Genomic DNA, 20,315 nt, shown 5'->3' with positions numbered 1-20,315 from the left:
CGTCTTACGAAGTGGAGCTTTTTATATCAACGTAAAGTTATTCAGCAAGAAACGAATTTAAAACGCGACCAAACAAAATGTGCCAGGAAGTTGCACATATTGCGCACCTTGATCGGACGGTCTTCGCGCCTCCGATGAAAACGCCCCGCACCGCCCACGGCCAGGCATCGATCAAAGATCACGCTCGACGCATTAATTGGCTAAAATGCCCGCCTTTTCACCCTGCCGCTGGAACCGCCGTGAGCAACGACCCTGATCGCCTATTCGCCCAACCCTTGGCCCAAGTGCCGGACTTCGCCTTCAACGAGGACGTCGTGCGGGTATTTCCGGACATGATCAAGCGCTCGGTGCCGGGTTACCCGACCATTGTCGAAAACCTCGGTGTGCTTGCCGCGCAATTCGCCCAGCCGGGCAGCGTGCTCTATGACCTGGGCTCCTCCCTGGGCGCGGTGACCCAGGCGCTGCGCCGCCACGTACGCACCGACGGTTGCCGGGTGATCGCTGTGGATAACTCTGCGGCCATGGTCGAGCGCTGCCGCGAATACCTTAACGGCCAGGACTCGATGTTCCAGGAGCTGCTGCCGGTGGAAGTGATCGAGGGCGACATCCTGGCCTTGGAATTCCAGCCGGCCTCGGTGGTGGCGCTGAACTTCACCCTGCAGTTCATCGCACCGGATCAGCGCACGGCCTTGTTGAGCCGCATCCGCCAATCCCTGCTGCCCGGCGGCGCCCTGATCTTGTCGGAAAAGCTGCGCTTCAACGATGCGCAGGAGCATGCGCTGCTCACTGACCTGCACGTCGCGTTCAAGCGCGCCAACGGCTACAGCGAGCTGGAAATTGCCCAGAAACGCAGTGCCATCGAAAACGTCATGAAGCCCGACAGCCTCGAGGAACACCGCGAACGCCTGCTGGCGGCCGGGTTCTCGAAAGTCGTGCCATGGTTCCAGTGTCTTAACTTCGCCTCGTTGATTGCCCTGCCATGATTGATCTGTCCCCCCTCGCCCGCCGCCTGGCCGGCACGCCCCTGGCCGATTGGGCCGCGACGCTGCAGGCGCAACTCGACACCAAAATGGAAAAGGGCCATGGCGACCTGGAGCGCTGGCAGAGTGCCCTTGATGCCTTGCCGGTGCTGCAGCCGAGCGAAATCGACCTGTTGAACGGGCTGACCCTCGACACCGATTGCAGCGACGAAACCCGCGCCCGAATGCGCGCCGCGCTGATGGGCTTGTCGCCGTGGCGCAAGGGGCCGTTCGATCTGTTTGGCGTGCACGTGGACACCGAATGGCGCTCGGACTGGAAGTGGTCCCGGGTGGCGCCGCACCTGGACCTCAAGGGCAAGCGCATCCTCGATGTGGGCTGCGGCAACGGTTACTACATGTGGCGGATGCTCGGCGCCGGGGCTGACACGGTGATCGGCGTAGACCCCAACTGGCTGTTCTTCTGCCAATTCCAGGCGGTGCAGCGCTACCTGTCGCAGCCCAATGCCTGGCACCTGCCGTTCCCATTCGAAGACTTGCCGCCGGATCTGGAAGGCTTCGACACGGTTTTTTCCATGGGCGTGTTCTACCACCGCCGCTCCCCTATCGAGCACTTGCTGGCCCTCAAGAACTGCCTGGTCAAGAACGGTGAGCTGGTACTGGAAACCCTGGTGATAGAGGGCGACGAGCATCAGGTGCTGGTGCCTGAGGATCGCTACGCACAGATGCGCAACGTGTGGTTCCTGCCATCGGTGCCAGCCTTGGAGCGCTGGCTGCGCCGCGCTGGTTTCAGCGACGTGCGCTGCGTGGACGTGAGCCTGACCACCGTGGAAGAACAACGCAGCACGGAGTGGATGAAGTATCAGTCGCTGAGCGATTTTCTCGACCCCGAAGACTCCAGCAAGACCATCGAAGGCTTGCCGGCGCCAATGCGGGCGGTGATTGTGGCGCGTAAATAAATAGATCACCCCCCCCATTTCCAGTGGGAGCGAGCCTGCTCGCGATAGCGGTGAATCAGTCAAAGGTGTGTTAACTGACACTCCGCTATCGCGAGCAGGCTCGCTCCCACAAGGGGATTCGGTGTTCAGTCCTGGGGTTTGGCCCTGCGCGCCTTGAAGAACTCGCTCAGCATCGTGCTGCATTCTTCCGCCAACACCCCGCCCTCGAACATCACCCGATGGTTCAGGAACGCCTGGCTGAAAAACTGCCCCTGGCTCTGCACGATACCGGCCTTGGGTTCGAGGGCACCGTAGACAACCCGGGCGATGCGGGAATGGACGATCAGGCCGGCGCACATGCTGCACGGTTCGAGCGTCACATAGAGGGTACTGCCGGGCAGGCGATAATTGCTCACGGCCTGGGCGGCGGCGCGGATGGCGACCATTTCCGCGTGGGCGCTGGGGTCGTGGCCGCTGATCGGGCAGTTGAAGCCGCGCCCGATGATCTCGCCGTCCTGCACCAGCACCGCGCCCACCGGCACCTCGCCCAAGGCCGCCCCTTGCGCGGCCAGCGCCAGGGCTTCGCGCATGAAGTCCTGGTCGCGGCTGCGATCGATGATCCGAGCGGGACGAATCTGACGCATCACGCCACCTCGATGGCGGCCATCAGGCCGGTTTCCATGTGGTCGATCACATGGCAGTGGAACATCCACACACCCGGGTTATCCGCCACCAGCGCCACCTGTGCCCGCTCGTTCTTGCCCAGCAGGTAGGTGTCGGTGAAATACGGAATGACCTTGTGGCGGTTGGACGCGATCACCTTGAAGCTCATCCCGTGCAAATGGACTGGATGCTGATATTGAGTCATGTTCTTCAATTCGAAGATGTAGCTCTTGCCCTTTTTCAGCGTGGCAATCGGCCGGTCGGCGCAGGTCTTGTCGGTGATGTCCCAGGCCTTGCCGTTGATCTGCCACAGGCTTGGCGGCTTGCCGTTGTCGACATTGACCGACACCGAACCGACCCACTCGAAATTGAAGTTGAGTTTCTCGGCATTGGCCAGGTCCGGCTCGGACACCGGATTGGCCGGCAACGCGGGTGGCCATTGGGTCGGCGCATCGTTGTTGGGCACCGACCGCAGGGTGCCCAGGCGCACCGGGCCGTTGCGCAACGACAATTCTTCCCCGGCCGGCGGCGCCTTGATGGCCAGGCAGATGCGCATGCCCGGGCCGAGCCAGTACTCCTTGCCCAGCGGGCGCGGCTCGATGGGATTGCCGTCCAGGGCATAGATCTGCGCTTCGACCCCGGGAATGTTGATCCGGTAGGTCAGGGTGTTGTCGAGGTTGAGCAGGCGCACCCGCGTGATCTGCCCGGCCGGCAAGTCAATTACCGCCTCCGGCACACCGTTGATGGTCGCCAGTCGCCCGGCCGTCCCGCCACGGGCCGCCTCGCGGGGAATGCTGAACTCAACGAACTGGCCTTGCTCGTCCACATGCCAGCTCTTGAGGCTCAAGGTTTGCTCGTACTTGAACCCGGTGGGCTCGCGCTCCTCGATGATCAACGGCCCTACCAAGCCACGCCCCAACTCTTCGCTGCTGTTGACGTGCGGGTGATACCAGTAGCTGCCGGCGTCCGGCACACGGAACTTGTAATCGAAGTATTCCCCCGGCAGCACCGGGAGTTGCGAGACGTACGGTACACCGTCCATTTCCAGCGGCAGACGGATCCCGTGCCAATGGATCGTAGTCGCCACCGGCAGGTGATTGATGAAGCGCACCCGCAGCCACTCGCCCTGGCGCACCCGCAACTCGGTCCCCGGCGCCGATGGTCCAAAGGCCCAGGCCTGGGTCTTGTGCCCGGCCACCAACTCGACGTCCAGAGGCGCAGCAATCAACTCATAGTCGTGCCCAGCCTCGGCATCCGCCCGCTTGCCCAACCAATACCGCGATGCGCCTCCCGCGCCAACGCCCACGACAACAAGACCGGCCAGGCCACCGAGTATTTGGCGACGGGTAAACGACATGAAGGCAACCACCTATTGAATCCGCGGCGAACCGGCAGGTCCGCAAAAGGCGAATACGATACACCCGCAATTGAGAAAGATTAAGTGAAGGATTGTCGCGACCCCGTTCGAACATTGGTCACCACAGCGCCCAAATGCTCAGACTAGGCTCTGTACGAAAAGTCTTGAGACGAAGGTCAGGCAAGGCGAAAACAGCCGAGGAAGCGCAGTGTACTGGAGTACATGAGCATTGCGAGGCTGTTTTCAACGCAGCATGGACGAGTATCAAGGCTTTTCGTACAGAGCCTAAGTCGCAATTTCGTTCGAAACGCTGGTTGTCCACTGCGTTACGAATGCGCTCACCCGCTGTTCAATGTGACTTTCAACCGTGCGCAAGCGCAATAACGGAAGACTGCATTTGCCCAGGATGCTGTTTTTCAAAGCGTCAAGTTCCGCCTGCTCCGGCGTGTCATGGCTGCCTCCATCAACTTCAATGACACCTAGCGGCGTCTTCCCGACTTTGAAATAAATTACGAAATCACAACTGGCACCGTTACTCATGAATGCCTGCTCTCGCGGCGTCAGGCTAGTGTTGAGGATGGAAGCCACTTGAATCAGTGGGATCTGCGAGCGGAATCTGAGCCCTCGGCAAGCCGCAGGCTCCAACGTCTCGCGCAATATCTGTGCGACGATCTGCTCGGATTTGTAAGTGGAGTCCTCCGACCGTAGCCGCTGATTAAGACGCTCAAGCGATTGGTCGTATTCCTTGTAAAGCAGGTCAAAGGCCGATATCACCGGTGCACGATGCACCTGCCTTTCTTCGGCGTAGTATTCGATGTAGCGCACCAACGCCGCGATATGCCCGTTGTTCGCAGTGAAAACATCATCTCCCGTGACCAGCGTAAAGCGATTTTTAGCGCGGGACACCGCCACGTTCACCATGCGCGGATCATCCACGAATGCGAGGAACTTCTGGGTAGTCGTCTTTTTATCCAACACCGTGGAGAAGACGATTTCTTCGCACTCCCGGCCCTGGAACTTATGTACGGTGTCATTGACGAAGTCAGCCGGCAGCAGCGTGCCCGATAGTGCGGCCTGGGCCCTGAATGGAGCAATGAGGCCCCTGCCATCCTCGCCCTCCCAGGCACTTTTGCCCTCACTGTCGAGCGTCGCCAGCAGCGATTCCAATTCGCGAAGGTTGGTTGTCCGTCGTGCGTGGTTGCCCTTGGCGGTGATCAACAACGACAGCGGTTTTTCCCCATTGTCCTTTGTCATCGGGACCAGTTGCCCCTCGTAGAACTGCTGGTTACAGAACTGAATGATTCTCGGATGACAGCGGTAGTGTTCTTTAAGCAACGTTCTCGGAATAGAACCGTTGAAAACCCTGACGCATGAATCGAGCAGGCTGTGCTTCTCGCAATCGTAGTGATCCTTATACTCGGGCGCAGCCAGGCCCAGCTTTGCCGGGATGTGCGCCAACTGTTTCCTATCACCGACAATGATCAGATTCTTTGCGCAGCCCAAAGCCAATATTCCTGGAACGATGTCCTGCTGCGAGGCTTCGTCGATGATCACGTAGTCGAGTATCGTCCCGCTTTGAAGCGAGTTGATGATTGAATGTGTACTGCTGGAAATGATCGGATAACGCTTCACGAACTCATCGAATCTGCACTTGTAAGTCTCGGCTTCAAAGGCCTCAGGGGTCGGTACATGTTGATGCAAGTGTTGTTTGAGGTACTTCATCGAGCTGCCGGTCAGCTCATCCAGCAGCGCCTGATAATTGCCGATTCTCAACGCTTGCTGATGGCCTTCCAGCGCTGCGTTTTTTTCCTGCAACGCCTTGTCGTAATAGTGCAGTTGCAGGCCATAGAACGTCGACTTGCGTTTCTCCCAATTATCGAATGGCCTGGTGCGCAAGATGCTGAAATTGAACAGCAACTCGATTCGATCCTTGATCCTGATGCGACCGCCGCCAAGATGAGTCAAATACGCCATCAGATCAGCGGACTTTTGCGCAGTGAGCTTGTACTTCTCCAGGTCCGGCACCCGTATGCCGTTGTCCTGCTGCCATTCCTGCAAGTAGCGCTTCTCGACTTCCAGTTCAGCGATTTCAATCTGCAACTGCGCCACCGCATTGCAGGCATGCAAATAGCCCTTGAGTTGGTGCAGGACAGCCTGGATGCGCTCCATTGATGGCGCGGTTTCGGTAGGTGGTGAAGGTCGAGAACGCGGATTGGCGAAAAATGTCTCGCGATTTCTGCTGCTGCCCAGCTCGGCGACCAAATAATCAAGCCCCGACTTGCCCAGTTTTTCACAGACATTCGCAACGGCCGAATTATTGTTGGAGACCACCGCTACGTTTTTTCCACGCAACAGGATGTTAGCGATGATGTTCAGGATGGTCTGGGTCTTGCCAGTGCCGGGAGGGCCTTCGATAAGACTGACTTGGGAGGCCAAAGCCCGCTCAACAGCTTGGAGCTGGCTTTCGTTGATACCAAACGGAAAGATTAAATGACCCGCTTGCCTCTGCTGACCATTCTGCCCGGTGCAGTACGCGTGCAGTGCTGTACCTGCGCACAACGGAACTGCAGTCAGCTGACGCAGCACATTGTCAGCGATCTTTTTGTCATCCGGCTTCTCGGCCTGGGTGACCCGCCCGTTAGCCACAGAAAGGAAATACTCAAAGACCGGGTCGTCATTAAACTTCGTCGATGCGACCAGCTCGATAGCGTCCAGCTTGAACAGGTATTTCCTGGCGCCTTTGGGATACTGGACTATGGCGTATTTTTCTCCATAGATCACAGCCTCCTTGATAGGATCATGTACCGCACAGCCCTGCTTGCACAGGTAGCTGTTCCCCACCACTCGGGTAGGAACGACTTCACATTCTTCGAGCGGATAGAGCACCTTCTTACCGCAAGGAAGATGACAAACAAGCGAAAACCCTGCGCTACCCTCGTTCTTGATTGTCCAGTTGCTGATCTGTCCGGTCCTGTCTTCACCGCGTACCTTGATAGAAACCATACATTCCTTAGTCAGGCTCGTTCATGCCTGGATACGTCCATGTTGTCTGAAGTTTCATCTGGTTGACCCGACAATTCAATACTATTGCGCCATCACTCCTCACTCGAACATCAGCATCCATGGATGCATAACCTCCAGCCATGCAAGCGGATTGCCGCGGGACGAACGGGTCGATGATAGGTGCTTCCAAGCGCGGGTGAAGGCGGCAAATCGTAGAGAAAGATGACAGCACCATCAGGCGCCGTCGTCACTTACTGCTGTCGTAGTTGGAAGATGTGAGCTACCGCGCCTTCTCGCCCCGCGGCGTGAAGAACGCCAGCGCCGCCGCGACAACGAACAACGCAGGCACATCGCCGAGCAAGTGGCCGTAGTGGCTCATTCCGTCCATTCCGACACCGAAGGACTGCACAGCCATGATCGCGCCATGCACCACGCTCGACCACACGGTGAACCAGATCAGACTCACAGGTATGCCTGTTGATCAGGCATCTCGACCACCTCCTTTAACGCTGCACGCGCCCGTGCATGGCTGCGCAGATAGCGGGACTCTTCAACAGACGGGCGAGGAACTCCAGATGGGTAACTTCATGCCGCAGGGGCCTCTGCGGACAAGACGGCTTTCGGGTATTGAAAAAAGGATGCGCTACGCCTGATCTTGTCAGCTAACGATTAAGCTCGGAAAAAAACGATTAGAAAACAAGAGTTACGCACAAAAACAGTTATTTCTAGCAATCCTCACCAGAGCTGAGGAAAGGGTTAAACATGATCCAAGTCTCCAGCTCGCAAATGGCGGTTTTAAAGCCAGAGGGAACATCAATCTGACCGGCCAAAGACGCCCGCTCCACAGCGGGTCATCTCCCCAGTTAATCCTTATCAGCTTGCCGGATTGCGCGCCATCACGATCCAAGCCGCGCCGTTGATCATCACCGACCTCTCGCCAGCGAGGCCCGCGAAGGCGGCACGGGCCGCGGCCCAGGCTCGGGCGCGGATGTCATCGGGTTGATCAGCGAGCACAAGTGACAGCGGGCCGCCCTCGAACGCCATCCTCACCGCGTCGTCGATCGCCGCGTCCCGCGTTTTGCCCTCGCCGAATGGGATGGAAGCATCAAAGGGTGTGATAGTGATATCGGTGAAGCCGGCCGCTGTCAGGATACGCATCACCCGCCCCCGATCACCGAACGAGAATGGGCCGGGCGCTTCGGGACCGGGCGGCGCGGGTAGCGGGACGATGTCCTTGATCGCCCCCATCGGCAGGCGCACCCAATCGTTCTCGGCCACGCCGCGCCAGCAGACGAAAGCGACCCGCCCGCCCGGCCGAAGCGCGCGGCGCATATGGGCGAACGCCCCAGTCGGATCTTCGAAGAACATCACCCCGAAACGCGAGAACAGGATGTCGAACGCGCCCTCGGGCAGCTCGGTGCTGCTGGCGTCGGCCACTCGGAACAGGACCGGCGTATCCTGTGGCGCAAGCGCACGTGCTCGGTCGATCAGCGGTTCGGAGATGTCCACGCCCAGCACATAGCCGCCCGCGCCGACGCGAGCGGCCAGATCCAGACTTGACGCACCCGCGCCGCAACCGACGTCCAGCACGCGTTCGTCCGTGACGGGCGCGGCGGCTTCGATCGCGGCCCGGCCGAACACCGCCATCATGGCGTCCAGCCGAGCCTGGTTGGCGGCCCAGTACTCCCCGCTTTGGCCATTCCAGTCGGCAACCTGATGGGCATTTTGCTCTGTCATGGGATCTCCCTGTTCTGATTCGTTCTTAATAGACGGGAATCTGCGCGCTCAAACCAGCATCGATTGCTGAGCGAAGATACCCGCCATCGCGCCCTGCGATGATGCCTGGGTGACCGAGGGCAAAAATGGCGTGGCGAGGTCGCCGGCGGCGTAGATGCCGGGCATGCTGGTCTGGCGGCGCTCGTCGACTTTGAGGACGATGCCGGCGGGCGTATCCACCGTGGCGAGGCCCAGTGATTCATGCAGGCTTGTGCACGGCTTGCTGCGCGGATGGGCGAACAGGATGTCGACCGCGACATTGGGGCTGGTGTCGAGATTGACCGTGCTGATATGACCCTTTTGATGGGCGATCTCGACGATCCGGCCATCGACGACAGATATGTTGCGGTGCGCCAGATCGGCCCGGATATCGGGCGGGATGTCATGACCATCGGCGAAGACCGTCAACGTGTCAGTCCAATCGTGGTACAGCCTGACATAATTGTGCGCCTGCGGGCCGGACCAGACGAGGCCCCAATGCTGGCCGGCGTTTTCAAAACCGTCGCAATACGGACACGGCACGATGGACGTGCCCCAGCTTTCGGCGAAGCCCGGAACATCAGGCATCTGGTCGACGACGCCATAGCTCAGGATCAAGCGGCGCGCCCCAAGACATTCGCCATCGCCAGTGAGGACGGAGAAATGGTCAATGGTGCCGGAGATGCTCTCGGCCCGGGCGTTGACCAGTCTGATCGTGGGGTAGCGCGCCAACTGCTGCCGCGCCTCTGCCAGGATGTCCAGCGGTGGCTTGTGATCGTGGCCGAGCAGGCCATGGGAGTGGCCAGCGAAGCGATTGCGCGGCAGGCCGGTATCGAGAACCGTGACCTTGCGGCGAGCACGGCCGAGCTGCAGGGCGGCGGCGAGGCCGGCAAAGCTGCCGCCGATGATAATGACGTCATTCATGGTGATGGGCTCCGCGCTGTGGGTGGAGGAGATAGGTTGCGGCTTTAAGATACTTTAAAGTACCATAATTCCAGAATTAGAATACTGTCAAGTACTGGAATTTTTATGTCCGAAAACAGCCAGGCCCGACGCGGCCGGCCCGCCAACGAAGCGCTTGGCCAAACGATCATCGACGCAGCGTACGAACTCTTTGTGGAATTGGGTTTTCAAGCGACGACCATGGACAAAGTCGCCCAGCGGGCGAAGATATCCAAGCTAAGCATCTATCGGCACTTCGAGAACAAGGAGGCGCTGTTCAGCGCGGCCATCGCGGTCCATTGCCAGCAGTTTGCGCCACAGGCCCTTTTTGAAGGCGTCGACGGCTCGGCCGAAGATCAGCTCATGGCGGTGGGATCAACCTTGCTTCGCACGCTGTTGAGCCCGGACGTACGCAGTGTCGAAGCCATGATCACGGCCGACAAAACCAATCAAAAAACGTTAAGCCAACGCCAATACGAAGCCGGCCCCGCCTATGTTATCGCCCAAATCGAGGCCCTGTTGCGTCAGTTGCACGCGAAGGCGGTTCTGAACGTGCCCGATCCTCGCCAGTCCGCCCGCTTGTTTACCGCGCTTTTCAAAGGATCCGATCTGCTGATCATCGCTCGCTTCGATGAGGCGAGAGCAGAGGACGACAGCGAAATCGAATCCTATTGCCGGTCGGCCGTCGCCATGTTTATCGCCGCGCACGCGACGCGAGCTGCCGCCGACCAGACAGTGCCAGACTGAAAATGCAAAAAGCCCGCAGTTACGCGGGCTTTAAGTACTTCAATGCGCTTTGTGCCGGTCTATGCCAGACGCGGGATCACTCCCACTCAATCGTCGCCGGCGGCTTGCTCGACACGTCATACGTCACGCGGGAGATACCGTCGATTTCGTTGATAATGCGACCGGAAACGGTTTCCAGCAGCTCGTACGGCAGGTGTGCCCAACGAGCGGTCATGAAGTCGATGGTTTCCACCGCACGCAGGGCCACGACCCAGGCGTAACGACGGCCATCGCCCACCACGCCAACCGATTTCACCGGCTGGAACACCACGAACGCCTGGCTGACCTTGTGGTACCAGTCAGCCTTGCGCAGTTCCTCGATGAAGATGTGGTCGGCGCGACGCAGCAGGTCGGCGTATTCCTTCTTCACTTCACCGAGGATCCGCACGCCCAGGCCCGGGCCCGGGAATGGGTGGCGGTAGACCATGTCGTACGGCAGGCCCAGTTCCAGGCCGAGGCGACGAACCTCGTCCTTGAACAGCTCGCGCAGCGGCTCAACCAGCTTGAGGTTCATTTCTTCCGGCAGGCCACCGACGTTGTGGTGGGACTTGATCACGTGGGCCTTGCCGCTCTTGGCGCCGGCCGACTCGATCACGTCGGGGTAGATGGTGCCTTGGGCCAGGTACTTGATGTTGTCGAGTTTGCAGGATTCGGCATCGAACACGTCAATGAAGGTACGACCGATGATCTTGCGCTTTTTCTCCGGGTCGGATTCGCCGGCCAGGTTGGCCAGGAACTGCTCTTCGGCGTTGGCGCGGATGACCTTGACGCCCATGTTCTCGGCGAACATGGCCATCACTTGCTCGCCTTCGTGCAGGCGCAGCAGGCCGTTGTCGACGAAGACGCAGGTCAGTTGATCACCGATGGCCTTGTGCAGCAGCGCGGCGACTACCGAGGAGTCGACACCGCCGGACAGACCCAGCAGTACGTTGTCGGTACCGACCTGGGCGCGCACCTGGGCGATGGCGTCTTCAGCGATTTTCGACGGTGTCCACAGGGCTTCGCATTCGCAGATGTCGAGGATGAAGCGCGACAGGATGCGGCCACCCTGCTTGGTGTGGGTCACTTCCGGGTGGAATTGCACGCCGTAGTAGCGACGCTCGTCGCTGAACATGCCGGCAATCGGGCAGCTCGGGGTGCTGGCGAGGATGTGGAAGTCTTCCGGCATCCTGGTGACCTTGTCACCGTGGCTCATCCACACGTCCAGGCCGAACAGGCCATCGGCGTCGACATGGTCTTCGATGCCATCCAGCAGGCGGCTCTTGCCGACCACGTCAACGCGGGCATAGCCGAATTCACGCAGGTCGGAGCCTTCCACCTTGCCACCGAGCTGCTCGGCCATGGTCTGCATGCCGTAGCAGATGCCGAAAACCGGTACACCCAGGTCGAACACCGCTTGCGGGCAGCGCGGGCTGTTGGCTTCGTGCACGGACTCGGGGCCGCCGGCGAGGATGACGCCTTTGGGAGCGAACTCGCGAATCGCTTCGTCATCCATGTCGAACGGATGCAATTCGCAGTACACGCCGATTTCACGCACGCGGCGGGCAATCAGTTGGGTGTACTGGGAACCGAAGTCGAGGATCAGGATGCGGTGAGCGTGAATGTCGAGGGCCATGACTCATTCTCTGATGCAGCTGCAAGCTTCAAGCCGCAAGCTGCAAGTTGATCGGGTAGAACGCGATAGCGGCTGCAGCACCACTATCGCTTGTAGCTTGAAGCTCCTAACTCGCAGCTCGAGGCGTTAGCCGACCCGGTAGTTCGGCGCTTCCTTGGTGATCTGTACGTCGTGAACATGGGACTCGGCCATGCCGGCGCCGGTGATGCGTACGAACTCCGGCTTGGTGCGCATCTCTTCGATGTTGGCACTGCCGGTGTAGCCCATCGAGGAACGCAGGCCACCCATCAGTTGATGGATGATGGCGGTCAAGGTGCCTTTGTATGGCACGCGACCTTCGATGCCTTCCGGCACCAGCTTCTCGGCACCCGCGGAGGAGTCCTGGAAGTAACGATCGGAAGAGCCCTGGGCCTGGGACATGGCGCCCAGCGACCCCATGCCGCGGTAAGCCTTGTAGCTACGGCCCTGGAACAGCTCGATCTCGCCCGGCGCTTCTTCGGTACCGGCGAACATCGAACCCATCATCACGCTGTAGGCACCGGCAACGATGGCCTTGGACAGGTCACCGGAGAAACGGATGCCGCCGTCGGCGATCAACGGGACGCCAGTGCCTTCAAGGGCAGCGGCAACGTTGGCGATGGCGCTGATCTGCGGCACGCCGACACCGGCGACGATCCGTGTGGTGCAGATCGAGCCAGGGCCGATACCGACCTTGACCGCGTCGGCGCCGGCTTCGGCCAGGGCCTTGGCGGCAGCGCCGGTGGCGATGTTGCCGCCGATTACCTGCACGTCAGGGAAGTTCTGCTTGACCCAGCGAACGCGGTCGATCACGCCTTTAGAGTGACCGTGGGCGGTGTCGACCACCACCACGTCAACGCCGGCATTGACCAGGGCGGCGACGCGGTCGCCGGTGTCCTTGCCGGTACCGACCGCAGCGCCGACGCGCAGACGACCCTGGTCGTCCTTGCTCGCCAGCGGGTAGGCCTTGGCTTTTTCGATGTCGTTGACGGTCATCATGCCCTTGAGGGCGAATTTTTCGTCGACGATCAGCACGCGCTCGATGCGGTGCTTGTGCAGCAACTCGCGGACTTCGTCCTTGCTGGTGCCTTCCTTGACCGTGACCAGACGCTCTTTAGGCGTCATCACTTGGCGCACGGAAGCATCGAGACGGTTCTCGAAACGCACGTCGCGGGAGGTGACGATGCCGACCAGGTCGCCATCGTGCAGTACCGGAACGCCGGAGATGTTGTGCATACGGGTCAGTTCGAACAGATCCCGGACGGTGGCGTCAGCCTCGATGGTGATCGGATCCTTGACCACGCCAGCCTCGAACCGCTTGACCTTGCGCACTTCGGCGGCCTGCTGTTCGATGGTCATGTTCTTGTGGATGATACCGATACCGCCTTCCTGAGCCATAGCAATGGCCAGACGGGCTTCGGTCACGGTGTCCATGGCAGCGGAAACCAGCGGGATATTCAGTTCGATGCCACGGGTGAGACGGGATTTGAGGCTGACTTCGTTAGGCAGCACCTCGGAATAACCAGGCACTAGGAGAATGTCGTCGAAGGTCAGGGCTTCTTGGCTGATACGCAGCATCGCGGGGGCTCCCGAGCGGGAAAATGGAAGCGCGCCATTATACTCATGCACACCGTCTGGCTCAATGTAAAACTCTGTCTATTATTGGCGGGCTGATTGATGGAGCTAAAGCACAACAATCCTTGCCGCACAACAGATCCTGTGTGCCTATCTACAGCTCCACCCGAACCCAACTCACCGGCTGGTCCAGCCAATCAGCAAACTCATCGAGAAACGACTGCTTGAACCCCGCTTCCAGCCAGTTATTGAAAATGAACCCCAGGTTGGAGAATGCGCACGGCTGCAAGAACAGGAACCCGTTGATGTCGTCTTCATGCCCGCATTCGGGGCAGGTGAAGTTGTCGGTGCGACCCGGCATCCAGTCTTCCAGGCTTTCGAACAGCGCCTCGCCGACCTCTTTGCGGCACTCGGCACAGCCGGCCTCTTCAAGGAAACCCTTGGCCGGCGTATAGATGCAACGCTTGGTGATGATCTCCAGGCCGTTGATCGCGTCGCCGAATGGCAGTGCATCAGGCTGCAGGACCACCTCGCGGGCGCCGGGGGCGATGGCGTGGCCCATGCGATTGCCGGTGCGTGCGCAGGTGGTCAGTTGTTCCTCGACGATATTCTTGCGCACCAGCCAGCGCACGATGGCCCGGGCCCGAGGTTCATGGACCGGCAGGGTGGAGATTCTCGGAACGATGATGCTTTGCGAATTCATGATGCGGCCTGACGGTTTACGTTGCGATGCGCTGGGAGGCCGGCAGCTTAATCCCTGGCCGAGCCAGGTCAAGCGCTCAGGTAGCGCCCGATCAGCGCGAGGCCACTGGCAAGCACCAGCCACGTCACCAGACGCACGAACGTCTCGCGGGACATCCTCATGGTCAGGCGACGCCCTATCCACAGCCCCAGCGCCATGGCCGGCAATAAACACAGCGCCAGTACCAACAAGGGTAGTTCGGCATACACGCCCGCGACAGCGAACAGACTCAGGCGCACCACGGTGCTGCAACTGATCAGCGCGCTTTGGGTGGCCCGGGCCGGTTCCTTGGGCAAGCGGCTGTTCAAATAGATTGCATATAAAAAGCCGCCGCTGCCGAACAAGGCCCCGAACATCCCGCCCACCGTGCCCATCGGGATCGCCCACAGCGCCGACAGTTGCGCGGGCCGGGTCTTTATCCACAGGCTGTAGATCGCATAAGCGCTGATGAACAGGCCCATCAACAGCAACAGCAGGTCAGACTTGAGGTTGAGCAGGAAAATCACGCCCAGGGTGCAACCTACCGCCATGCACGGCAACAAGCGCAGCAATTCCGGCCGGGCAACATCCTTGCGCGACGGCAGCAGGTTGCCGAACGCCGCGACAAAATCCAGCAGCACCAGTAGCGGCACGATTTTCGACAGCGGCAGGAACAGCAGCAGAATCGGCGCGGCTACCAGAGCGGTGCCGAACCCGGCAATGCCGAACACAATGTAGGCCAGGGCGATGGCAAGGCCGATCACCAGCCAATCCGTGGGTGCGAATGCCCATTGGCCTAACCACGAGAAGAGGTTCATCCGGCACTTCCTTGCTGACGAAGCGGCGACTTTAGCCAGAGCTCGTAGGCTTATCCAGCAATTATGATGACTTCACCATTGCAATCGCGAGCAGGCTCGCTCCCACAAGGACGGCGTAGGACCCTGTGGGAGCGGGCTTGCTCGCGAAGAAGGCGACGCGCTCTAATTCTTTGCACTCATGGAGATTCAGCCACAAATGCCCTTATCATGCCGCCCATGATTAAAGATCCCTTTGCCCGCCTGGGCCTGGACCGTGAGGTCCTGACTGTCAGCCAGCTCAATGGCCGTGCGCGGGTGTTGCTCGAAGACGTATTCAGCAACATCTGGGTCGAGGGCGAAATCTCCAACCTCGCCCGCCCTGCCTCCGGCCATGTGTATTTCACCCTCAAGGACAGCGGTGCCCAGGTGCGTTGTGCACTGTTCCGGCAGAACGCCGTGCGGGTGCGCCAGACCTTGAAGGACGGGTTGGCGGTCAAGGTACGCGGCAAGGTCTCGCTGTTCGAGGGCCGTGGCGACTACCAGTTGATTCTCGACACCGTAGAGCCGGCCGGCGACGGTGCCCTGCGCCTGGCCTTCGATGCCTTGAAGGAAAAGCTCAGCGCCGAAGGCCTGTTCAGCGCCGAGCGCAAGATGCCCCTGCCCGCCCATCCACAACGCATCGGCATCATCAGTTCGCCCACCGGCGCGGTGATCCGCGACATCATCAGCGTGTTCCGTCGCCGTGCGCCGCAGATTGCCCTGACGCTGATCCCCACCGCCGTGCAGGGTCGCGAAGCCACCGCACAGATCGTCCGCGCGCTGAAACTGGCGGACGCCCGGGGCTTCGATGCGCTGATCCTGGCCCGAGGCGGCGGTTCGCTGGAAGACTTGTGGTGCTTCAATGAAGAAGCCGTGGCCCGGGCCGTGGACGCCTGCGTGACACCGATTGTCAGCGCCGTCGGCCATGAAACTGACGTGTCTATCAGCGATTTCGTCGCCGACGTACGCGCCCCGACGCCATCCGCCGCCGCTGAACTGCTGGCGCCGGATGCCGGTGACCTGGTGCGCAGGGTTGAAAGCCTGCATCGGCGGCTGGTGATGCGTATGCGTGACCGCTTGATGCGCGATCAACTGCGTCTCGAAGGCCTGACCCGACGATTGCGTCACCCCGGTGAACGCCTGCGCCAGCAAGCCCAGCGCCTGGACGACCTGGACATGCGCCTGCGCCGGGCTTTCGAACGCAGCCTCAATACCCGTCGCGAACGTCTGATCCGCCTGGAAACCCGACTGGCTGGCCAACATCCGGGCCGTCATCTGGCACTGCTGCGCCAGCGCCTGGACAGCCTGGCCGAACGCCTGCCCCGGGCCATGCGCGAAGGCTTGAAAGCGCGACGCGTGCAATTGCACAACCAGATGCAGACACTGCACATTGTCAGCCCCCTGGCGACCCTCGGCCGCGGCTACAGCATTCTGCTGGACGAACGCGGCCATGCGATCCGCAGTGCCGGACAGACCCAGACCGGCCAGCGCCTGACGGCCCGGCTCGGCGAAGGCGAATTGCTGGTAAGGGTCGAAGACAATCACCTGACGCCGGTCACCCTTTCTCTACTGGATTGATCCATGCCGCGATTTCTAACACCTCTGCTTTTGCTGTGCCTGACCTTCAATGCCCATGCCGACAGTTACATCACCCGCCTGCTGAACAAACCGGTGCCCGGCGGCGTGGCCGTGGTCGACCTGGGCACCGCGGCCCAGGCGCCGAAAGCCAGCTATCAAGGCAAGCCGGTGCTGGTGGTCAAGGAACAGAACAACTGGCTGGCGATTGTCGGCATCCCGCTGACCGTCCAGCCGGGCACCCAGCAGATCAGCAGCGGCGGCGGCACCCACCCGTTCGTGGTCGGCTATAAAAAATACCCCGAGCAGCACATCACCCTGAAGAACAAGCGCCAGGTCAATCCGAACCCGGCGGACCTCAAGCGCATCGACGCCGAGCTGGCCGTGCAGTTGAAGGCCTACCGCAGCTTCAGCCCGAACATCCCCAGCAACCTGCTGCTGGACAAGCCGGTCAATGGCCCGCTGTCGAGCCGGTTTGGCGTGCGTCGTTTCTTCAACGGCGAAGAGCGCAACCCCCACGCCGGCCTGGACTTCGCCGTGCCCGCCGGCACGCCGATCAAGACACCGGCGGCCGGCAGGGTGATCCTCACTGGCAATTACTTCTTCAACGGCAACACCGTGTTCGTCGACCATGGCCAGGGCTTCATCAGCATGTTCTGCCATATGTCGAAGATCGATGTGAAGGTGGGCCAACAATTGGCCCGAGGCGCGGTAGTGGGCAAGGTCGGCGCCACCGGTCGAGCGACCGGGCCCCACATGCACTGGAACATCAGCCTGAACGATGCGCGGGTGGATCCGGCGATTTTCATCGGGGCGTTCGAACCCTGAAAGAGTGAGGCAAGGCGACTGGCCTCTTCGCGAGCAAGCCCGCTCCCACAGGATCGACGCTGTACCTGTGGGAGCGGGCTTGCTCGCGAAGGCTTAAGCTGCATCCACCCATATTCAAGGGATTGCCAAGTCAGAAACATCGACGCAATAAAAATACAAAAACCCGAATAGCACGCGATTAAATCTCGCAAAAACGCCCTAAAGCAGAACTTCTCTCAATTTTTTCCGACTGCTTGCGATCCTCCCCCCACACGGTTAGGGTTGAAGGCATGAAAACCTCTCATACCCTCATCCAGCTTCGCCAGCACCGCAGCCTGTGCCTCGTCAGCGCACGACTGCCGGGCTGAATCGCGGCACCCCGTCCAGGCTGTAGAGCCACCCCGTTCGAACCACCGGCAGGCCGCCTTTTTCCGGCCACGACAATAAGGATTCCGCCCATGAGCATGCTCAAAGACCCGTCTTCCAAATACCGCGCCTTCCCGACCATCAACCTGCCGGATCGTACCTGGCCGTCGAAGACCATCACCGCCGCGCCGATCTGGTGCAGCTCCGACCTGCGCGACGGCAACCAGTCGCTGATCGAGCCGATGGATGCGGTCAAGAAACTGCGCTTCTGGAAAACCCTGGTCGCCGTGGGCGTCAAGGAAATCGAAGCGTCGTTCCCGGCCGCCTCGCAAACCGATTTCGACTTCGTGCGCACCCTCATCGAAGAAGGCCACATCCCGGACGACACCACCATCCAGGTGCTGACCCAGGCCCGTGAAGACCTGATCGCCCGGACCTTCGAGTCCCTGCGCGGCGCGAAGAAAGCCATCGTCCACCTCTACAACGCCACCTGCCCGTCGTTCCGCCGCATCGTGTTCAACCAGGACAAGGACGGCGTCAAGGAAATCGCGGTGAACGCGGCCAAGCTGTTCGTCAAATATGCCGCCCAACAGCCGGAAACCCAGTGGCAGTTCGAATACTCGCCAGAGACGTTCAGCGCCACTGAGCTGGAGTTTGCCAAGGAAGTCTGCGACGCGGTGATCGAAGTCTGGAACCCGACTCCCGAGCGCAAGGTGATCCTCAACCTGCCCGCCACCGTGGAAGTCGCCACCCCGAACGTCTACGCCGACCAGATCGAGTGGTTCCACCGCAACATCAGCCGTCGTGACAGCGTGCTCATCAGCCTGCACACCCACAACGACCGTGGTACCGGTGTGGCCGCCACCGAGCTGGGCCTGATGGCCGGTGCCGACCGTGTCGAAGGCTGCCTGTTCGGCAACGGCGAGCGCACCGGCAACGTCGACCTGGTGACCGTGGCGCTGAACCTCTACACCCAGGGCATCAACCCTGAGCTGGATTTCTCCGACATCGATGGCGTGCGCAAAGTGGTCGAAGAGTGCAACCAGATCCCGGTGCACCCACGTCACCCCTACGTCGGAGACCTGGTTCACACCGCGTTCTCCGGCTCGCACCAGGACGCTATCCGCAAGGGCTTTGCCCAGCAGAAATCCGACACGCTGTGGGAAGTGCCGTACCTGCCGATCGACCCGGCCGACATCGGCCGCAGCTACGAGGCGGTGATTCGCGTCAACAGCCAGTCGGGCAAGGGCGGCATCGCCTACCTGCTGGAACAGGAATATGGCATCAGCCTGCCGCGCCGCATGCAGATCGAGTTCAGCCAGGTGGTTCAGCGCGAGACCGACCGCCTCGGCCTGGAAATGACCGCCCAGCAGATCCACAGCCTGCTGCAACGCGAATACCTGCAAGCCAACACCCCATATGCGCTGGTCAGCCATCGCCTGCAGGAAGAAAACGGCAACAGCGCCGTGGAAGTGGAAGTCGCCAGCAAGGGCCAGGGCGAAACCAACCTGCACTGGCGCGGCAAGGGCAACGGCGCGCTGGAGGCACTGGTGGCCGGCCTGCCAATTCCGGTGGAGATCATGGACTACAACGAACACGCCATCGGCGCCGGCACCAACGCCAAGGCAGCGGCGTACATCGAACTGCGGGTCAACGGTGAACGCGCGGTGCACGGCGTGGGCATCGATGAAAACATCACCACGGCCAGCTTCAAGGCCCTGTTCAGCGCGCTGAACCGTTCGCTGAGCCAGCCTGAGGCCAAGGCGGCCTGATTCGCGGCCGAAATGCAAAAGGCCCCGGGGTGTGAACCCTGGGGCCTTTTTTGTTTGGCGGTGGTCTTGTGCTATCTGTCATGGCCCCATCGCGAGCAGGCTCGCTCCCACAGGTTCCATGTAGCCCCTGTGGGAGCGAGCCTGCTCGCGATGGCGATCTGTCAGGCAACAACAATCTCAGGCATGGGTATCGACAGAACCGGCCATGGCCTGCAACAACGCTGCCCGCAAGGTCTGCAAAGCGGCCTGGGTGCCCATGATCTGGGTCTGGATGGCCATGGCCTGCTGGGCCTTCTGCTCTTCATTGGCCTGGCTTTTCTCCACGCGGGCCAGTTCGGCCTGCTGCTGGGCCAACAGCTTTTCGGTCTGCTCAATCTGCTTTTTCAGTTGCTCGATGACATCCACACCGCTGCTGGCAGGCGCACCGGCGATATTGGCGCCACTGGTATCGACTTTCAGTGCCTTTTCCTTCTCGTCGGCGGCATCAGTCGATGCCGGCGAAGTGGCCGTCGTTTCTTCGGCGGCCCCGCCGATCCGGGTCTTTGGGGCCGAGAGTGGGTAAGGATTTACGGTAGTTGCGCTGATCGTGGTCATGGGGACTCCTCCTTG

At 60.6% G+C, this 20,315-nt stretch carries 16 protein-coding genes and 1 pseudogene; 6 read left to right on the top strand and 11 right to left on the bottom strand.

The features are described from left to right. Positions 1-239: 239 nt before the first annotated feature. Positions 240-983 (top strand): carboxy-S-adenosyl-L-methionine synthase CmoA, encoded by a 744-nt coding sequence (gene cmoA / locus FBX99_RS08975; RefSeq protein WP_024778935.1) that lies wholly within the window; start codon positions 240-242, stop codon positions 981-983. Further along, on the top strand, positions 980-1,936 hold the full coding sequence (gene cmoB / locus FBX99_RS08970) for a tRNA 5-methoxyuridine(34)/uridine 5-oxyacetic acid(34) synthase CmoB (RefSeq protein WP_144923207.1): 957 nt from the start codon (positions 980-982) through the stop codon (positions 1,934-1,936). Before cmoA ends, cmoB begins: the two co-directional genes overlap by 4 nt. Before the next feature lie 125 nt (positions 1,937-2,061). Here cmoB and tadA read toward each other — a convergent pair whose 3' ends face one another. From tadA to FBX99_RS08940, 6 genes and pseudogenes are all read right to left on the bottom strand, one after another. Beyond that, the gene (gene tadA / locus FBX99_RS08965; protein ID WP_144923204.1) at positions 2,062-2,559 is read right to left on the bottom strand and encodes a tRNA adenosine(34) deaminase TadA; all 498 of its coding nucleotides are present in this window, start codon (positions 2,557-2,559) and stop codon (positions 2,062-2,064) included. Further along, a complete protein-coding gene (locus FBX99_RS08960; RefSeq protein WP_145131279.1) occupies positions 2,559-3,935 on the bottom strand; it encodes a multicopper oxidase family protein in 1,377 nt (458 codons plus the stop codon). Before FBX99_RS08960 ends, tadA begins: the two co-directional genes overlap by 1 nt. Before the next feature lie 285 nt (positions 3,936-4,220). Next, positions 4,221-6,938, bottom strand: coding sequence for an AAA domain-containing protein (locus FBX99_RS08955; RefSeq protein WP_145131277.1), 2,718 nt, complete (start codon positions 6,936-6,938; stop codon positions 4,221-4,223). Between the two features lie 280 nt (positions 6,939-7,218). Further along, positions 7,219-7,404, bottom strand: a pseudogene (locus tag FBX99_RS08950) (DUF6632 domain-containing protein); the annotation flags it as partial. A gap of 407 nt (positions 7,405-7,811) precedes the next feature. Further along, entirely contained in the window at positions 7,812-8,675 is an 864-nt protein-coding gene (locus FBX99_RS08945; protein WP_144923195.1) for a class I SAM-dependent methyltransferase, read from the bottom strand. A 48-nt stretch (positions 8,676-8,723) separates the two neighbouring features. Then, positions 8,724-9,617, bottom strand: a complete 894-nt coding sequence (locus tag FBX99_RS08940; RefSeq protein WP_145131275.1) for an NAD(P)/FAD-dependent oxidoreductase — start codon at positions 9,615-9,617, stop codon at positions 8,724-8,726. A gap of 105 nt (positions 9,618-9,722) precedes the next feature. On the opposite strand from FBX99_RS08940, the gene FBX99_RS08935 reads away from it, so the two are divergent. After that, on the top strand, positions 9,723-10,382 hold the full coding sequence (locus FBX99_RS08935) for a TetR/AcrR family transcriptional regulator (protein ID WP_145131273.1): 660 nt from the start codon (positions 9,723-9,725) through the stop codon (positions 10,380-10,382). Between the two features lie 76 nt (positions 10,383-10,458). Here the strand turns inward: FBX99_RS08935 and guaA are convergent, their stop codons facing one another. The 4 genes from guaA to FBX99_RS08915 form a co-directional block, all read right to left on the bottom strand. Then, entirely contained in the window at positions 10,459-12,036 is a 1,578-nt protein-coding gene (gene guaA / locus FBX99_RS08930) for a glutamine-hydrolyzing GMP synthase (RefSeq protein WP_047702151.1), read from the bottom strand. 126 nt (positions 12,037-12,162) lie between these two features. Beyond that, positions 12,163-13,632: an IMP dehydrogenase gene (gene guaB / locus FBX99_RS08925; RefSeq protein WP_145131271.1), complete on the bottom strand. Its 1,470-nt coding sequence runs from the start codon at positions 13,630-13,632 to the stop codon at positions 12,163-12,165. 151 nt (positions 13,633-13,783) lie between these two features. Further along, positions 13,784-14,332, bottom strand: coding sequence for a sugar ABC transporter ATPase (locus FBX99_RS08920; RefSeq protein WP_144923183.1), 549 nt, complete (start codon positions 14,330-14,332; stop codon positions 13,784-13,786). Positions 14,333-14,400: 68 nt separating this feature from the next. Further along, positions 14,401-15,168, bottom strand: coding sequence for a sulfite exporter TauE/SafE family protein (locus tag FBX99_RS08915; protein ID WP_145131269.1), 768 nt, complete (start codon positions 15,166-15,168; stop codon positions 14,401-14,403). A 216-nt stretch (positions 15,169-15,384) separates the two neighbouring features. On the opposite strand from FBX99_RS08915, the gene xseA reads away from it, so the two are divergent. The 3 genes from xseA (at position 15,385) to leuA (ending at position 19,706) form a co-directional block, all read left to right on the top strand. Continuing rightward, a complete protein-coding gene (gene xseA, locus FBX99_RS08910) occupies positions 15,385-16,764 on the top strand; it encodes an exodeoxyribonuclease VII large subunit (RefSeq protein WP_144923480.1) in 1,380 nt (459 codons plus the stop codon). Positions 16,765-16,767: 3 nt separating this feature from the next. Then, a complete protein-coding gene (locus FBX99_RS08905; protein WP_145131267.1) occupies positions 16,768-17,589 on the top strand; it encodes a peptidoglycan DD-metalloendopeptidase family protein in 822 nt (273 codons plus the stop codon). A 437-nt stretch (positions 17,590-18,026) separates the two neighbouring features. Next, entirely contained in the window at positions 18,027-19,706 is a 1,680-nt protein-coding gene (gene leuA, locus FBX99_RS08895; protein WP_144923175.1) for a 2-isopropylmalate synthase, read from the top strand. Between the two features lie 177 nt (positions 19,707-19,883). On the opposite strand, the gene FBX99_RS08890 is transcribed toward leuA, so the two are convergent. Continuing rightward, on the bottom strand, positions 19,884-20,300 hold the full coding sequence (locus tag FBX99_RS08890) for a hypothetical protein (RefSeq protein WP_144923172.1): 417 nt from the start codon (positions 20,298-20,300) through the stop codon (positions 19,884-19,886). Positions 20,301-20,315: the final 15 nt, after the last annotated feature.

The organism is Pseudomonas sp. SJZ074 (assembly GCF_007828215.1).
In the GTDB taxonomy this organism is placed as follows: domain Bacteria; phylum Pseudomonadota; class Gammaproteobacteria; order Pseudomonadales; family Pseudomonadaceae; genus Aquipseudomonas.
Note: the sequence above shows the minus strand (reverse complement) of the source record. Positions and strands in the feature narration are given on the sequence as shown.

What these genes read in the sequence shown, in the direction of transcription:
- cmoB (WP_144923207.1), top strand. Translation starts at nt 980, where the DNA reads ATGATTGATCTGTCCCCCCTCGCCCGCCGCCTGGCCGGCACGCCCCTG.
- tadA (WP_144923204.1), bottom strand. Translation starts at nt 2,559, where the DNA reads ATGCGTCAGATTCGTCCCGCTCGGATCATCGATCGCAGCCGCGACCAG.
- FBX99_RS08960 (WP_145131279.1), bottom strand. Translation starts at nt 3,935, where the DNA reads ATGTCGTTTACCCGTCGCCAAATACTCGGTGGCCTGGCCGGTCTTGTT.
- FBX99_RS08955 (WP_145131277.1), bottom strand. Translation starts at nt 6,938, where the DNA reads ATGGTTTCTATCAAGGTACGCGGTGAAGACAGGACCGGACAGATCAGC.
- FBX99_RS08945 (WP_144923195.1), bottom strand. Translation starts at nt 8,675, where the DNA reads ATGACAGAGCAAAATGCCCATCAGGTTGCCGACTGGAATGGCCAAAGC.
- FBX99_RS08940 (WP_145131275.1), bottom strand. Translation starts at nt 9,617, where the DNA reads ATGAATGACGTCATTATCATCGGCGGCAGCTTTGCCGGCCTCGCCGCC.
- FBX99_RS08935 (WP_145131273.1), top strand. Translation starts at nt 9,723, where the DNA reads ATGTCCGAAAACAGCCAGGCCCGACGCGGCCGGCCCGCCAACGAAGCG.
- guaA (WP_047702151.1), bottom strand. Translation starts at nt 12,036, where the DNA reads ATGGCCCTCGACATTCACGCTCACCGCATCCTGATCCTCGACTTCGGT.
- guaB (WP_145131271.1), bottom strand. Translation starts at nt 13,632, where the DNA reads ATGCTGCGTATCAGCCAAGAAGCCCTGACCTTCGACGACATTCTCCTA.
- FBX99_RS08920 (WP_144923183.1), bottom strand. Translation starts at nt 14,332, where the DNA reads ATGAATTCGCAAAGCATCATCGTTCCGAGAATCTCCACCCTGCCGGTC.
- FBX99_RS08915 (WP_145131269.1), bottom strand. Translation starts at nt 15,168, where the DNA reads ATGAACCTCTTCTCGTGGTTAGGCCAATGGGCATTCGCACCCACGGAT.
- xseA (WP_144923480.1), top strand. Translation starts at nt 15,385, where the DNA reads ATGATTAAAGATCCCTTTGCCCGCCTGGGCCTGGACCGTGAGGTCCTG.
- FBX99_RS08905 (WP_145131267.1), top strand. Translation starts at nt 16,768, where the DNA reads ATGCCGCGATTTCTAACACCTCTGCTTTTGCTGTGCCTGACCTTCAAT.
- leuA (WP_144923175.1), top strand. Translation starts at nt 18,027, where the DNA reads ATGAGCATGCTCAAAGACCCGTCTTCCAAATACCGCGCCTTCCCGACC.
- FBX99_RS08890 (WP_144923172.1), bottom strand. Translation starts at nt 20,300, where the DNA reads ATGACCACGATCAGCGCAACTACCGTAAATCCTTACCCACTCTCGGCC.